General features: G+C 72.7%; 10 protein-coding genes. 4 read left to right on the forward strand and 6 right to left on the reverse strand.

Annotated elements, in window-relative coordinates; all coding sequences use genetic code 11:
- The first annotated feature begins 87 nt into the window (after positions 1-87).
- Together WMF39_RS10650 and WMF39_RS10655 are read left to right on the forward strand one after the other, a co-directional pair.
- The gene (locus tag WMF39_RS10650) at positions 88-1,221 is read left to right on the forward strand and encodes a lysylphosphatidylglycerol synthase transmembrane domain-containing protein (RefSeq protein WP_437745426.1); all 1,134 of its coding nucleotides are present in this window, start codon (positions 88-90) and stop codon (positions 1,219-1,221) included.
- A 15-nt stretch (positions 1,222-1,236) separates the two neighbouring features.
- Positions 1,237-1,857 (forward strand): SAM-dependent methyltransferase, encoded by a 621-nt coding sequence (locus WMF39_RS10655; protein ID WP_437551752.1) that lies wholly within the window; start codon positions 1,237-1,239, stop codon positions 1,855-1,857.
- Between the two features lie 8 nt (positions 1,858-1,865).
- On the opposite strand, the gene WMF39_RS10660 is transcribed toward WMF39_RS10655, so the two are convergent.
- Positions 1,866-2,663, reverse strand: a complete 798-nt coding sequence (locus WMF39_RS10660) for a sulfite exporter TauE/SafE family protein (RefSeq protein WP_437745427.1) — start codon at positions 2,661-2,663, stop codon at positions 1,866-1,868.
- Positions 2,664-2,787: 124 nt separating this feature from the next.
- On the opposite strand from WMF39_RS10660, the gene WMF39_RS10665 reads away from it, so the two are divergent.
- A complete protein-coding gene (locus tag WMF39_RS10665; protein ID WP_437745428.1) occupies positions 2,788-4,851 on the forward strand; it encodes a hypothetical protein in 2,064 nt (687 codons plus the stop codon).
- Positions 4,852-4,968: 117 nt separating this feature from the next.
- Here the strand turns inward: WMF39_RS10665 and WMF39_RS10670 are convergent, their stop codons facing one another.
- Positions 4,969-5,397, reverse strand: a complete 429-nt coding sequence (locus WMF39_RS10670) for a hypothetical protein (protein ID WP_437745429.1) — start codon at positions 5,395-5,397, stop codon at positions 4,969-4,971.
- A 507-nt stretch (positions 5,398-5,904) separates the two neighbouring features.
- Between WMF39_RS10670 and WMF39_RS10675 the strand changes: the two genes are divergently transcribed.
- A complete protein-coding gene (locus tag WMF39_RS10675) occupies positions 5,905-7,926 on the forward strand; it encodes a hypothetical protein (RefSeq protein ID WP_437745430.1) in 2,022 nt (673 codons plus the stop codon).
- A 19-nt stretch (positions 7,927-7,945) separates the two neighbouring features.
- On the opposite strand, the gene WMF39_RS10680 is transcribed toward WMF39_RS10675, so the two are convergent.
- From WMF39_RS10680 to WMF39_RS10695, 4 genes are read right to left on the reverse strand one after another with little or no spacing between them, the layout of a single operon-like run.
- Positions 7,946-9,013: a S41 family peptidase gene (locus tag WMF39_RS10680; protein WP_437745431.1), complete on the reverse strand. Its 1,068-nt coding sequence runs from the start codon at positions 9,011-9,013 to the stop codon at positions 7,946-7,948.
- Between the two features lie 12 nt (positions 9,014-9,025).
- Positions 9,026-9,718 carry a DUF3540 domain-containing protein gene (locus tag WMF39_RS10685; RefSeq protein WP_437745432.1) on the reverse strand — a complete coding sequence of 231 codons (693 nt, stop codon included), beginning with the start codon at positions 9,716-9,718 and terminating at the stop codon, positions 9,026-9,028.
- 16 nt (positions 9,719-9,734) lie between these two features.
- Positions 9,735-11,474: a pentapeptide repeat-containing protein gene (locus WMF39_RS10690; RefSeq protein ID WP_437745433.1), complete on the reverse strand. Its 1,740-nt coding sequence runs from the start codon at positions 11,472-11,474 to the stop codon at positions 9,735-9,737.
- Positions 11,471-13,906 (reverse strand): DUF2169 family type VI secretion system accessory protein, encoded by a 2,436-nt coding sequence (locus WMF39_RS10695; RefSeq protein WP_437745434.1) that lies wholly within the window; start codon positions 13,904-13,906, stop codon positions 11,471-11,473. Before WMF39_RS10695 ends, WMF39_RS10690 begins: the two co-directional genes overlap by 4 nt.
- Positions 13,907-13,908: the final 2 nt, after the last annotated feature.

The raw sequence follows: 13,908 nt of genomic DNA on the forward strand, positions 1-13,908 counted from the left end.
ATCAGAACGACAGAACTTACACGGCGCGAACCGTGGGCGACCGTGCTTCGCTACCTCGGGCAGCAGGGCCGTGGTAGACGCGGCCGCATGAGCATGGCGAAGCCGGCGTCGCTGCGAGGCCTCTTCCGGTCCCGGAGCCTGCAGAGGCATCGCCTCGCGATCGCGGCGTCGCTCCTCGTCGCGCTCGGCTGCGCGTGGGTGCTGCGCGTCGGGGGGCTGCCCGTCGTGCCGGACAGGGCCGCGTTCGCGGGCGTGACGTGGTGGGCTCTGGCGCTGCACGGCGTGCTCTATGTCGCCGCGCTCTACCTGCGATCCCACCGCTGGACGTGGTTGCTCGAGCCCATCGAGCCCGTGCCGCTCCGGCGCGTCGTCGCCGTCTCCTTCATTGGTTATGGCGCGCTCGTGCTGATGCCGTTCCGCACCGGGGAGGCGGTGCGCCCGCTGCTCATCCGCCGCCGCGGCCTGTCCGCGTGGGCGGCGGCGGGCACGGTGGCCGCAGAGCGGATCATCGACGGCCTGTTCCTCAGCGCGCTGCTCCTCGCCGGGCTCGCGCTCGCGCGCCCCCGCGAGCCGCTCCCGGATCGGATCGGCGATCTCGCGGTCCCCGCCGCCGCCGTCCCGCGCGCCGCCTACCTGGCGCTCGCCGTCTTCGGCGCGGCGTTCGTCGCGATCGGCGTCTTCTATTTCCGCAGGGCCTGGGCGCGGCGCGCGACCGAGCGCGTGGTCGGGCTCGTCTCGACGAAGCTCGCGGGCCGCCTGGCCGACGCCGTGGAGCGCGTCGCCTCGGGCCTCGGCTTCCTGCCCCGGCTCCGGTACACGGCCCCGTTCCTCCTGGCGACGGCGGGGTACTTCCTCCTGAACGTGTGGGCGATGCAGATCGTGGCCTTCGGGTGCGGCCTTCTGCCCATCGACTTCCCGCGGGCGGCCGTCCTCGTCGGCGTGCTCCACCTCGGCGTCCTCCTCCCGAACGCGCCGGGGTATTTCGGCACGTTCCAGATGGCGGTCTATGCAGGGCTCTCGCTCTACCTCGCGCCGGAGGTCGTGATGGGCCCCGGCTCGGCGCTCGTCTTCTCGACCTACTCGCTGCAGGTCGGGCTCGTGGTGCTGCTCGCCGCGATCGCGCTCGCGGTGGAGGGGGCGCCGCTGAGCCAGGCGTTCGCGGAAAATCCGGCCGAGGACGTGAGGCCGCAGGGGCTACCCTCGCCGCCGGGCGCGAGCTAGGCTCGCCGCCCTTTCATGGCGCTCTCCTCCCACCTGCTCGATCGCGGCCATGCCGCCCTGTACGTCCTCTCCCAGCGCCTCGTCGGGGCCGACCTGGCCCGGCGCGCGTGCCTCGAGGCGCTCGATCTGCGCCCCGGCGATCGCGTGCTCGATATCGGCTGCGGCCCTGCGTACTACTTCGATCGCCTGCCGGCGGTCGACTACCACGGGTTCGACACCGACCGCCGCCACATCGCGGCGGCTCGCGCGCGCCACGGGGATCGGGCCAGGTTCTACGACGAGCCGTTCGGCGAGCTGCACGCGCGCGCGCTGGCCCCCTTCGACCGGGTCCTGATGCTGGGCCTCTTGCACCACGTGGACGACGAGGTGGCGAGCTCGCTGCTCTCGCTGGTCGCGCGCTCGATCCGCCCCTCGGGCCGCGTGATCACGCTCGACACCGCCTTCTGGGAGGGCCAGTCCTCGCTGGCGCGGCTCATCGCGAAGAACGATCGCGGCGACTACATCCGCACCCCGCAGGCGTTCCGGCGGCTCGCCGACCGGTCCTTCGGCCGGATCGAAGAGCGCTTCGTGGGCGACACCCTCAGGATGCCCGCCTCCCATTTCATGATGAGCCTCGAGGCGCCGCGGGTCGCCTAGCGTCCGGGCTAGCCGCCGAGCCGGTCCCACGCGAGCTTGGCCGTGAGCGTGAGGCCGAGCGCGACAACGAACCACCGCACCTTCCTGGGCTCGATGCGGCGGGCGACCACGGCGCCGGCGAGCGAGCCGACCACCGCCGCCGCCATCATGATCGGCGTGGCGACCGCGTCGACCGCGCCCGCGAACAGGAACGCGAGCGCCGCCACGCCGTTGATCAGGCTCGCGAGCACCGTCTTGATCCCGTTCAGCCGGTGGATGTCCACGTCGCCCGCGAACGACGAGAGCAGCGCGAGCATCATGATGCCGATGCCCGCGCCGAAGTAGCCGCCGTAGACGCTCACGAGGAACTGGAGCAGGAACACGAGCCACGGCCGGGAGGGCAGCGCGAAGCGCTCCGCGCCGGGATCCGCCGCCGAGGATGGCGCCGCGGAGGGCTTCGCCGGGCGCAGGTTCTGCCAGAGCAGGAGCAGCGTCGCGACGAGCACGAGCCCCGGCACCGCGGCGTCGAACACGCGCTGCGGCGTCACGAGCAGGAGCGCCGAGCCCACGACGCCGCCGAGCAGCGAGGGCAGGAACAGGACGCCGAGGACCCGGTAGTCCCGGGAGAGCTCGCGGCGATACGCCCACGCCGACGCGAGCGACGCCGGCGTGAGCGCCACGGCGTTCGTCGCGTTCGCCGCGAGCGGGGGCAGCCCCGCCGCGATCGCCGCGGGGAACGACACCAGCGTGCCGCCCCCGGCCACCGCGTTGATGGCGCCGGCCACGGCGGCGCCGCCGGCGAGGAGTGCCGCTCTGGTCAGATCCACGGCGCGAGATCGCCCGAGCCCCGCCGGCCTGTCAACCGCCGCGCTTGAGGGGGCGGGCGCGGCGCCCCTAGGATGGAATGGCGGCCGACCCTGGCGGTCGCTCCTCCTCGGAGAGCCGAGCGACATGCCGCGATCCTTCCCGCACCTCCCCGCCGCGCTGCTCTCCGCCATGGCGTGCGGCGCGCTCGCGAAAGCGGCCGCCGGCGAGGGGCAGCCCGAGCGCGCGCGCGTCTGGGTGGCCGACGACGGCACGCGCGTCCGCCGGGAGGATGTCGGCCTGCCGCTCTCGCGCGGCGAAGGAAACGCGGTCTTCCGGCCCGGCGAGCCGATCCGGCTCGGCGCGCTCCGCGCGGAGGTCGTCGCCTTCCAGGTCGTCGTCGAGGCTGGCGCCGAGCCCGTGCGCGGCGTCACGGTCGAGCTCTCCGCGCTCGGCCCCGCGGCCGGCCCGGGCGCGCCGGCCAAGGCGCCGCCGGCGCCGCAGCAGCCCGCGCAGGGGCAGGGAGCGGCGCCCGCGGGGACGATCTCGATCCGCCGCTTCGTCGAGCACTACGTCGAGATCACGCGGCGCTCGCGCAACGAACAGCGCCCCCGGGAGTCGCTCGGGTGGAGCCCTGCGGCGCGGCCGCCCGACGACGTGCACCTCGGGTTCCTCCCCGACGCGCTCATCCCGGTCGAGCTCGCGCCCCCCTGGGCGCCGTACCCGCTCGAGGTAGGCGCTCGCGAGACCCGGGCGGTCTGGATCGATCTCCACGTCCCGGAGGGCGCCCTCCCCGGCGCTTACGAGGGGAGGGTGGTGGTCGGATCGGCGTCGCACGGCGAGCTCGCGTCGCTCGATCTGAAGCTCGACGTCGCCCCGGCGGTGCTGCCGTACGGCGCTGTCGACTTCATCGCGTTCTACGACGCCGATCCCGTCGCCGAGCGGGTCGGCGGCGGGCCCGCCGTCGAGCAGCAGCTCTGGCAGCTGCTCCACGAGCACCACGTCGACGGCTTCGCGTCGGTCCGGAGCCCCGCCGAGGTCGAGCGGCTGCGCGCGGCGATCGACGGCTCGCTCTTCACGGAGGCGCGCGGCTACCGGGGGCCGGGCGCGGGCGTGCCGCCCGGGGCGGTGGCGCTCGGCGCCTATGGCAGCTTCGGCGATCCCGGGGAAGCGACCCTCCACCGCGTCGAGGCGGTCGCGGACCTCCTCCCGCCGGCGGTGGACGACGTGATGCTCTATGCGATCGACGAGCAGTGCGAGAGCCCCCGCGGGCCCGGCTGGCGCCGGCTGATCCGCGGCTCGCGCCTGTCGTCGCGCGTCCTCGTGGGGCACTCGTGCGGCGAGGTCCCTCCGGTGGAGCAGGACGTCGACCTCGTGCTCACGCCGGCGAACCGCTTCGACTCCACGTGGGCGCGGGCCGCGCGCGAGGCGGGCCAGCGGCTCTGGGTGTACAACGGCGCGCTGCCGCGGACCGGCACGTTCATGATCGACGCGCCGCTCACCGGGCTCATGGCCGACGGCTGGATCGCGGCCTCCCACGAGGTGGACCGCTGGTTCCTGTGGGAGACGGCGTTCTGGCACGACGGCAACCGCGGCGGCAAAGGGCCCATCGACCCGTTCACCGTCGCCGAGAACTTCCACAACCGCGACGGCGACGCGTGCCTCGGCGACGGCATGCTGCTCTATCCCGGGACGCAGCGGGGCGCGTTCTCCTCCCGATCCGTCGGCTTTCCCGGCGTGCTCCCCTCGATGCGCCTGAAGAGCCTTCGCCGCGGGATCCAGGACGCCGGCTACATCGCGCTCGCGAGGTCGGCGTCGCCCGGCGCGGTGGACGCGATCGTCAAGGAGGTGATCCCGGCCGCGCTCGACGAGGCGCTCGACAGCGCGCCCGCCGCGTGGAGCAGCGACGGCGCCCCGTTCTTCAGGGCGCGCTCCGCGCTGCGCGCGCTCATCCCGGCGGGCGCCTCGCTCGACGCCGCCGGCGTCCGCCGCGCGCTCGCCGAGGCGGCTGCGGCTCGCCGCGCGCTCGTCCCGCTCCCCCGCGCGGGCGGCGGGGCGGACAGCGCGGGACAGACCATCCCGTGGCCGTTCGGCCGCTGGAGCACGACGGCGCGGCTCATCGCCGTCGCCGGGCTGGGCGCCGCCGTGCTCGCGCTGGTCATCGGGCTCTACCGCCGGGGGAAGCCAGGGCGGGGGACCGAGGGGCGCTGACCGGCGTACGCCTCACTCGCCTGCCTGGCGGCTCAGCCGGTATCCCACGAAGCTGCACCCCGCTATGAAGAGGGTTCTATCGCCGGCGGATGGAACGGCGTTTTGGGCTCGTCGGGCTCACGATGATCGCATGATGAGCTGCTGAGTCGCCTTGCGCTCGCCCACGACGGCGACCACCGTCTCGGAGGCGAGCCCCGCCGCGCCCTGCGACGTGCGGCGGATCGCGCCGAGCAGCGCGAGCCAGCCGAGCTGGCTGCTCGAAATGGCGCGCTCGGTGATTCCGTCCACGCGGGCCAGCGTCTTGCGCGCGACCCGGAACACGCTGCGATCGACCCCCTCGAGCAGGTCGAGCGTGGCGCCGAGCCGCTCCTGCGTCTCGACGCGCACGTCCTCGAGGAAGCCGAACCCCGCGCGCACGACCTCTTCGGCGACGCCGAGGCTGCCATCAACCCAGGTGGTGATCAGGCCCTCTTGCGGAACGCTGAGCTTCGCGCGTTCAGAACCATTGCTGCCGGCCGCGGCTTGGCCGGAGATGCTTTCGTCCATCTCGAACCCCCTTCCTCAAAATGGCTCGCAGGCCATTCGCCTGCTGCGAACCCACTATCAACAACTGAGTTCTCGGATGGGTTATCACAGGGCAACAAAGGCGTGAACTCTTTCTTCGTCATCTCGTCATCGCGATCGCGCCCTCTGGTGCTCTGGTCGGTCGCGTCCGTTGCGCAGGTTGCGCAGGTTGCGCAGGTTGCGCAGGTTGCGTCCGTTGCACCTTGCGTCCGTCGCGTTCGTTGCGTTCGTTGCGTCCGTTGCGTCCGTTCCCGGGGCCAGACGTGCCGCGCGGAGTGAGGTCGTGGTGGCGCCCTCCCACGCGCCCTGCCGAATCCGCTCTACCTGGGTAAATTCGCTGAAAACTCGCGATAAACGGCCAGCGCGTCGGAGACGTAAGCTGGCGGCCAGCGAAGACCCTTGGTCCTTGGCAGGCGCGCCCCGGCTGGGTACGGTCCCGCGGTGCCCACGAGGCCCACGAAGATCGAGCGATTTCTGAGGGGGACCACCTTGTCCACGCTGCTTGCCGCCTCCTGTGTCTCCGGCGCACCGCACGGCGAGGCGCCCTCCGCGCCGCCACCTGCTGAGCTCTTGGCCTTCGATCTGCAAGAAGGCCAGATAGACAACCACTTCTTCCGTCGTGGTCATATCGCCGCCCATCTCTTGACGACGTCGGGCGTGTCGCCGCGGCTCATCGTCGCTTTTCCGGCAGGGAACATGGGAATCGCTGTGTGGTTCGATTCTCTGCCCGCGCCGGTCGATCTCTCGGTGGAGGGGGACGTCTCTGACGTGGAGCGCGTGGAGCGGCCCGGCGTCATGCGCGGCGTGTCGGCGCTCCTTGCGAGCGAGGCGCCGGTGCTGCGTGTCCATCGGGTGCTCCTAGGGAGTGTCCGTACGCTCCGTGACGTGGGGCGCGACGCCGAGGTTCCGGCCTGGCTCGGGAACGACGTCGAGGCGTTCGCCTCGCAGCGGGGAGCGGCGATCGCCGTGCGGCGCACGATGCTGGACGGCGATCATCACCTCGAGCTGCTCATCGAGCCGCAGGACGGCACGACGGCCGCGCTCGGGAGCGACGGCCGGATCGAGCTGGCGGCAGGGCCGAGCGGCCTCCGTGTCCGGGTGACGGCGCTCTCGGACGAGGCGCCGCTCACGCCGGTGCCCCTCGAGGAGCTCGTGACGGAGCGCGCCAGCGACGACCCGCGCCACCGACAGGCGCTCGGCTTCCTCGCGTACCGGGAGAAGCTGCTGGCCGGGTCCTGGCGTTTCCTTACGTACTTCGGCCGGGACACCTTGCTCGCGGTGAGGATGCTCCTGCCCGTCCTCGATCCGGCGGTGGTCGAGGCGGGCATCGGCTCGGTCCTCGATCGGCTGAGCCTGACCGGTGAGGTCGCGCACGAGGAGGCGATCGGCGAGTACGCGGCGTTCATGCACCTCGATTCGGGCATCCCCGGGGCGCTGCGCGAGCCCGTCTACGATTACAAGATGATCGACGACGACTTCCTCCTCGCGCCGGTCGCCGCGGAGTATCTCCTCGGCAGCGCGGCCGGCCGGGAGCGCGCGGCGGCGTTCCTGTCGCGCCGGACGCCGGGGGGCGACACGTACGCGGAGGCGCTCGCGCGGAACGTGGCGCTCGTGATCCACCTCGCCGCCCCGTTCGCCGAGACGGGGGATCCGATGACGTTGATCGGGCTCAAGGCGGGCACGAAGGTGGGCGAGTGGCGTGACAGCCAGGAGGGCCTGGCGGGCGGCCGGATCCCCTACGACGTGAACGCCGCGCTGGTTCCGGCCGCGCTCCGCGCGTCGGCGCGGCTGCTCGCGAGCCCGCTGCTCGGCGCGGACGCGGAGCGCGCCGGCCGGGCGGAGCGGTTCGCGCGCGCGTGGAAGGACGCCGGCGTGTTCTTCCGTGTGGAGCTGCCGGAGGACGAGGCCAGGCGGCGCGTGTCGTCCTATGCGGCGTCGCTGGGCCTGGACGCGGCGCCGGCGCTCGCGTCGATCTCGGGGACGCTCTCGTTTCCTGCCGTCGCGCTCGACAACGAGGGGAAGCCGATTCCCATCATGCACTCCGACGACAGCTTCGTCCTCCTGTTCACGGAGCCGCCGCCCGCTGCGCTGGAGGAGATCGCGGGCCGCCTGATCCGCCCGTTCCCTGCCGGCCTGCGGACGCCGGTGGGGATCCTGGTCGCGAACCCCGCGTTCGCGCAGGATCCAGCGATCCAGAGGGATTTCACGGCGGCCCATTACCACGGGACGGTCACGTGGTCGTGGCAGCAGGCGATGCTGGCCGCGGGCGTCGAGCGGCAGCTCGGCCGCGGCGATCTGCCGCCCCGCGCGCGGGGCGCGCTGGAGCGGGCGCGGAGCGCGCTCTGGGAGGTCATCGCGGCGACGCGCGAGGCGAGCACGCGGGAGCTCTGGAGCTGGGCCTTCGAGGGCGGCTGTTACAAGCTGGTCCCCTTCGGCGCGGAGCGATTGCACCACGACGAGTCGAACGCGGTGCAGCTCTGGAGCACCGTGTACCTCGCGGTACGCCCCTGAGCCGAGCGGCGGATCGCGCTCAGGCCTTTGCGCCGGCGATCAAGTCCATCAGCGATCGCCGCTCCCCGCCACGATCGGCCCCTTCAATCGCTCCCAGCTCGACATCCGGCCGGATCCCCGTCCCGTGGATCGGCTCTCCGCCCGGCAGGACCATCCTCGCGGCCGGCGCGAGCATCGGCGCGTGATCCTCCGGATCCGCCGCGACCTTCAGCGCCGTTCCTTTCCCGTACGTGCGCTCCCCCGCCACGACCGCCCTCCCGTGCCACTGGAGGCAGCCGGCGAAGAGCTCCGCCGCCGACGCCGTCCCGCCATTCACCAGGATCCACAGCGGCGCGCGGCACGGATCCCGGTGGCTCGACCGGTACACGATCTCGTCGCCGTCCGCGTCGATCGCCCTCCCGAGGACGCTCCCCGGCTCCAGGAAGTCGCCCGCGAGCTCGACGAACGCCGTCAGCTCCCCACCGGGGTTGTCGCGCAGATCCAGCACGAGCGTCTCCAGCCCTTCGGCCTCGAGCGCCCTCACCGCCGTGTGGACCCGGGCGGGCACGTCCAGCGAGAAGGTGCGGATCTTCACGTACCCGACCCCCGGCTCGAGCTGGACGCTCTCGACGGGCGACGCGCCGCCGCACGGGTGGAGCGACGCGACCAGCGCGTCCAGATCGGCCAGCATCGGGGCGCCGGCGGGCCGCGCGCCCCCGGCGCTGCCCGCGTTGTACGTGATGAAGACGTTGGTCACGCTCGGCAACACCTGGACGCCGATGAAGCAGTTGTAATTGTTGCCGGCCCTCGGAGAGAGCAGCGACGTGGCGGGGGCATAGTTGATGAAGACCCGCACGTTGCCGAACGTGTACTGGCCTGTTCCCATGAAGGTCCAGTGCAGCGTGCCCAGCCAATCGCCCATCGTGAGGATCGCGCGCGCCAGGAGGCTCAGCGCAGGCCCCATCGAGAACCACACGTTGAACGAGAACGGGAACTTCACCGCGTTCGGGTCGAAATTGGGGAACGGGAACGGGCCGAACGCAGGCGACATGCACACGTCGGGGAACCCGGCGCTCATGCCGGTACACTTGTTGTTCGCAGGCAGCATCGCGCCGGCCTCCTATCCCAAGAGGATCTGCTTGCCGTTCACCGTGACCGTCTCCTCGGTCAGGATCGTGGCGTTCTTCGCCTTCGTGAAGGCCGTCTTCTCCACGATCGTGTGCGACTCGCTCGCTTGAACGCTCAGCAGCGCGCTCACCCGCTGGACCATCGAGGTGAACCTCTGGACCACGGCGTCGGCCACCATCCGGATCTTGCCCGCCTGCACCTCGATCTCCGGCCCCCGGATCGCGACGCCCTTGTCCCCGGACAGCGAGAGCTCCCCGTCCCTCGCGTGCACCGCCACGTCCCCCTGGAGCGACAGCACCGTCCGACCCGCGCCGTGGAGCACGCCGATGGCGTAGTAGCGCTCCTCCCTGCCGATGACGAGCAGCGTGTCGCCCACGGCGGGCTCGTAGGGCAGCGCGAGCGCCATCTCGACGGCGACCGGCTGGCCGCCCGGCAGCTCCACCGCGATCGCGCCCCCCTCCGCCGCCGTGACCCGGCCCGGGCCCAGGTACTCCCTCGGGAGCGCCGCGGCGCCGTCCTGGCCCGCGTCGTCGGCCGCCGCGCCCCCGGCCCGCGGGAGGCCGATCCGAAGCACGTCCGCGCCGCGCGAGCCGTGCGCGCCGTACGCCCGAGGCGCGTGCTCCTCGCCCGCCGCCGCATCCACCCGCACGGCCGCCGCGCGATCGCTCTCCTTCATGGCTCCCATCGACATCGCTCCTCCTTCATTGCGAGCGCCGCTCGGGCGGCATCCATGCTTCGGCCTCCAGGCGATCGACGTCCGTGCGCCTCGCCGTGGCGAGGTTGGCATCGAGATAACGTGTCTTCTCGTCGCGGACGTGGTGCAGGTTCGCCCAGTGCAGGTCCGCGCCGGTGAAGTCGGCGCCCGAGATGTCCGCGTGCGAGAGATCGGCGTGGTGCGCCTTGACCCCCACGAACAGCGCCCCGGCCGCGCGGACCTCGTGCATCACCGTCTCCCGGATGTCGGCCCCCGCGAGGTTCGCCCCCGAGAGATCGGCCTTCACGAAGATCGCATTGCGGAGCATCGCCTGCGTCAGCCCGGCGCCGGCGAGCACGCCCTCGCCGAAGAAGGCGGCCTTCGCCATCGCGCCCGCCAGCGAGGCCTGCCGCAGGTTCGCCCCCTTGAAGTTCGCGTTCGCCAGGATGGCGCCGTCGAGCCGGGTCCGCTCCAGGTTGCACGAGGTGAAGTCGCAGTTCGACAGGTTGCACCCCGAGAGGTCCATCCCCGAGAGGTTCCCGAGCGCGAAGAAGCACCGCGAGAGGGTCAGCCCGGAGAGCGACACCCGCGTCAGGTCCACGCCGGAGAAGTCCACGCAGTCGAAGATCGCCTTCTCGAAGGTGATGCCCTCCACGACCGCGGTCCGCAGCGTGGTCTGCGAGACGAGCGCGCGCGTCAGGTTCGCGCCCGTCAGGTTGGCCCCCTCCAGCATGCAGCGCACGAGCCGCGACCCGGACAGGTCGGCGCCCGAGAGATCGGCCTCCTTGAAGACCACCATCTCGAGGTCCTTGCCCGAGAGATCCGCGCCCGGCAGCCGCGCCCGGTACAGCATGCACGACCTCAGCGTCGCGCCCCGGAAGTCCGCGCCGGTGAGGTCGCAGCTCGCGAGCACCGTCTGGTCGAGCGTCGCGCCCCGGAAGCTCGCGCCCCGGAGGTCCGTTCCCTGGAGCGACGACAGCGTGAGGTTCGCGTTCTCGAAGCTCACCCCCGCGAAGTCCATCCCCTCCAGCGCCGCGCCCGCGAGGTCCGCCCCGGAGAGGTCGAGCCGGCCGAGGCGCGCGCCGTCGAACACCGTCTTCGTGAGCTTCTTCGGGAGCACGGCCTCCCGGAGATCGGCCTTCAGGAACACCACCGTGTCGAGCTCGGCGCCCGAGAGATCGGCCCGCGTCAGGTTCGCCTCGGCGAACGACGAGCCCTCGATCCGCGCCTGCGACAGCGAGGCGCCCGAGAGATCCGCCCGCGTGAACGACGACTGCGAGACGGTCACCCCGTCGAGCGCCGCGCCCGACAGGTCGGCGAGGTCGAGCCGCGTGCCCTTCAGGGTCGCGCCGGACAGCTCTGCCCCCGCGAGCTTCGACTCGGCCAGGTTCGCCTCCTGGAGCCGCGCGCCGCGCAGGTTCGCCCCGGTCAGCTGCCCGCGGACCAGGCTCGCCCCCGTGAGGTTCGCCCCGGCGAGGTTCGCGCCCGAGAGGTCGCTCTGGGCGATGGCCGCGCCCTGGAGATCGGCGCCCGACAGGTCCGCGCCGCGGAGCGCGCACCAGGCCATCTTGATGCCGCGGAGATCGGCCCCCGAGAGGTCCGCGCCCTCCAGCTGCACCCGCCCGAGCTTCACGCCGCGCAGCCGCGCCTTGCGGAGGTCGGCCCCCCGCAGATCCATGTCGCCGAGCGTCCTGCCCTCGAGCGCCTCGCCCGCCTGGAGCAGCGCCCTCAGCTCGTCCGGGGTCATCGATCTCGCTCCAGCGTCGACTTCTTCAGGTTCGCCCCCCTGAAATCACAGCCGGATCCCGAGGTCTCGTAGAATTTTGCATCGTAGAGGTTCGCGTCGACGAACTTCGCCTCCGGGACCCGCGCCTTGAGCAGGTCCGCCTCGAAGAGGTTCGCCCGCGTGAAGTCGGCGCGCGTGAGGTTTGCCCGGTCGAACCGGGCGCCCCGCACGTTGGCCCCGAAGAAGCTCGCCCCGTCGGCCGTGGCCTCGCTGAAGAGGGCGCCCGTCAGCACGGCGAGGCTGAGATCCGCGCCGGTGAGGGTCGCGCTCATCCACACGCTCCCGTCGCCCCGCGCGCCCGTGAAGACCGCGCCGGTGAGGTCGGAGCCGGAGAAGCTCGTGCCGGTCAGGGTGGCGCCCGCGAACGTGGCGGAGGCGCCCTTGACCTTGGACACGAAACACCGCGTGAGCGAGGCCTGCGACAGGTCCGCGCGCTCGAGCACGGTGCTTTCCAGGAAGGCAACGGCCCACGCCGCCCCGCGCGCGACGGCCCCCGTCATGTCCGCCCTCGAGAAGACGAGCTGCGACCCTTGCGTGCCCGAGAGATCGGCCTCCATGAGCCGCGCGCCGTCGAACGTGGTGCCCTCCAGCGTGGCGCCGCGGAAGACGGCGCGCTCTGCCCAGGCGCTCTGCAGGGTGGCGAGGCTCAGGTCCGCGCCCGTGAAATCGGCCTCCCTCACGTCGGCGTCGAACAGCACGGCCTGCTTGAGGAGGGCGCGCGTGAGCCTCGCGCCCCGGAGGTTGGCGCCCGTGAGGAGGGCGCCCGTGAGGTCCGCGCCGGTCAGGTCGCGGCCGCTCAGGTCCTGCTCGCTCAGGTCCTGGTCGCGGAGGTCGCTCCCCGGCCCGATCTGCCCGGGCGGCCGCGGCGGGGCCATGGAGAGGCCCATCGACGCGAGCTTCGGATCGCCGGCGAGCTTGTCCCACGCCGCGAGCGCCGGGACCTGGGTCCCGCGCGCGGCCGCGAGCGCCTTCGCCTCCTCCACCGCCCGCGCGACGCGCCGGAAGGCCGTCCGGAGCGCCGCGTCCATCAGCACGGGCGACGCCTCGGAGCTCATCGGCGGCAGGGCCTGCGAGGCCTTCGGCAGGTTGCGCAGCGCCTCCGCGATGACGCTGCCGAGGACCTTGCCCCCCGGCAACGCGATGCCCGCGAGCGCCGCCATCGCCCGGCCGATCCTCTCCTGCTGCGGCTTCGCGACGTCGCCGAGCCGCGCCTTGAGCAGCGCCGACAGCGGGTCGAGCCCCGCCGCGCCGCCGCCGTCGCGCGGCGCCGCGCCGTCGCCCTTCTTCTGCAGCGCCTGCAGCGCCCCCCACTCCTCCTTGAGCTCCGGCGCGAGCTGCTCCTCGATCTCGAGCGGATCGGCCTCGAAGCGCGCGAGGATCTCGCGGTAATGCTCCTCGGGCAGCGCCGGCCCGTCGAGCGGCTCGGAGGCGACGAGCGTGGTGACGCGCGAGAGGTCGTCGTCGGTCACCTCCGTGAGGCCGCGCCACGTGAGGAACAGGGCCCCCTCGTCCAGGTTGGCGAGCAGCGTGTCGAGGTGCATCGGCACCTCCCGGAACCCGCGCTCCGCGTCGTTCGCGAACACGCGGATCCGGAGGCCCGGCAGCCGCGACCGGAAGACCTCCGCGTCCGGGTGGAGGTTCTGGAACAGGAGCTCCTCGTCCCCGCGCAGGTACGGGAGCCACTGATCGGGCCGGGCCGCGTTGAAATAGGTCCAGTCGAAGTCGTCGGCGAAGTAGGGCGCTCGCTTCTCGCGGTACGCCTTGCCGTAGTTCTTCCCGACCCGGGCGCGCCGATCGGGCCGGTTCGGCGACAGGGGCCCGAACCCCGCGGGCGCCGGCCGATCCGAGCGCGACAGCAGCAGATCGTCCGCGCCCTCGACGTTGGGGAGCTCGCGCGTCCCGTGGCCCCTGCCCACCGGGTTGAGCGGGTGCCCCGGCCCTCCGAAGCTGCGCCGATCGCCGAGCGGCATCCGGTCGAACGGCACGGGATCGCTCATGGCGGGCCCGAGCAGGCCATCCATCCACACGCGCTCGCCGACCACGCGCAGGATCTTCGACCAGGACCCGACGCCGAACCGCACCGGACACTCGGTCATGCGCGCCTTGCCCGGCGTGTGGCACGTGCCGATCAGGAGCACGTCGGCGTGGGGCTTGAAGTCCGCCAGATCGCTCGGGTACAGGCACTCGCCGGTCTGCTCGTGATCGTCGTCGTGGAACACGTCGCCGCGCAGCGTCTCCTGCGCGAGCGCCGGGTGGCCCTCGGGCAGGGAGAGCGGCGCTCCGGGCGTGAGGGTGAACTTCGCCCGGACGATCAGGGTCATCTCCGGCTGGGGCGGCCTCCGCGAGGTGACCTTGCTGCCGAAGAGGAACGGGGTGAGGTTCTTGTTCGCCATCC

Origin of the sequence: Sorangium sp. So ce1504, from assembly GCF_051521635.1 — a bacterium.
Taxonomy (GTDB): Bacteria; Myxococcota_A; Polyangia; order Polyangiales; family Polyangiaceae; genus Sorangium; species Sorangium cellulosum_B.

What these genes read in the sequence shown, in the direction of transcription:
- WMF39_RS10650 (WP_437745426.1), top strand. Translation starts at nt 88, where the DNA reads ATGAGCATGGCGAAGCCGGCGTCGCTGCGAGGCCTCTTCCGGTCCCGG.
- WMF39_RS10655 (WP_437551752.1), top strand. Translation starts at nt 1,237, where the DNA reads ATGGCGCTCTCCTCCCACCTGCTCGATCGCGGCCATGCCGCCCTGTAC.
- WMF39_RS10665 (WP_437745428.1), top strand. Translation starts at nt 2,788, where the DNA reads ATGCCGCGATCCTTCCCGCACCTCCCCGCCGCGCTGCTCTCCGCCATG.
- WMF39_RS10670 (WP_437745429.1), bottom strand. Translation starts at nt 5,397, where the DNA reads ATGGACGAAAGCATCTCCGGCCAAGCCGCGGCCGGCAGCAATGGTTCT.
- WMF39_RS10680 (WP_437745431.1), bottom strand. Translation starts at nt 9,013, where the DNA reads ATGCTGCCTGCGAACAACAAGTGTACCGGCATGAGCGCCGGGTTCCCC.
- WMF39_RS10685 (WP_437745432.1), bottom strand. Translation starts at nt 9,718, where the DNA reads ATGGGAGCCATGAAGGAGAGCGATCGCGCGGCGGCCGTGCGGGTGGAT.
- WMF39_RS10690 (WP_437745433.1), bottom strand. Translation starts at nt 11,474, where the DNA reads ATGACCCCGGACGAGCTGAGGGCGCTGCTCCAGGCGGGCGAGGCGCTC.
- WMF39_RS10695 (WP_437745434.1), bottom strand. Translation starts at nt 13,906, where the DNA reads ATGGCGAACAAGAACCTCACCCCGTTCCTCTTCGGCAGCAAGGTCACC.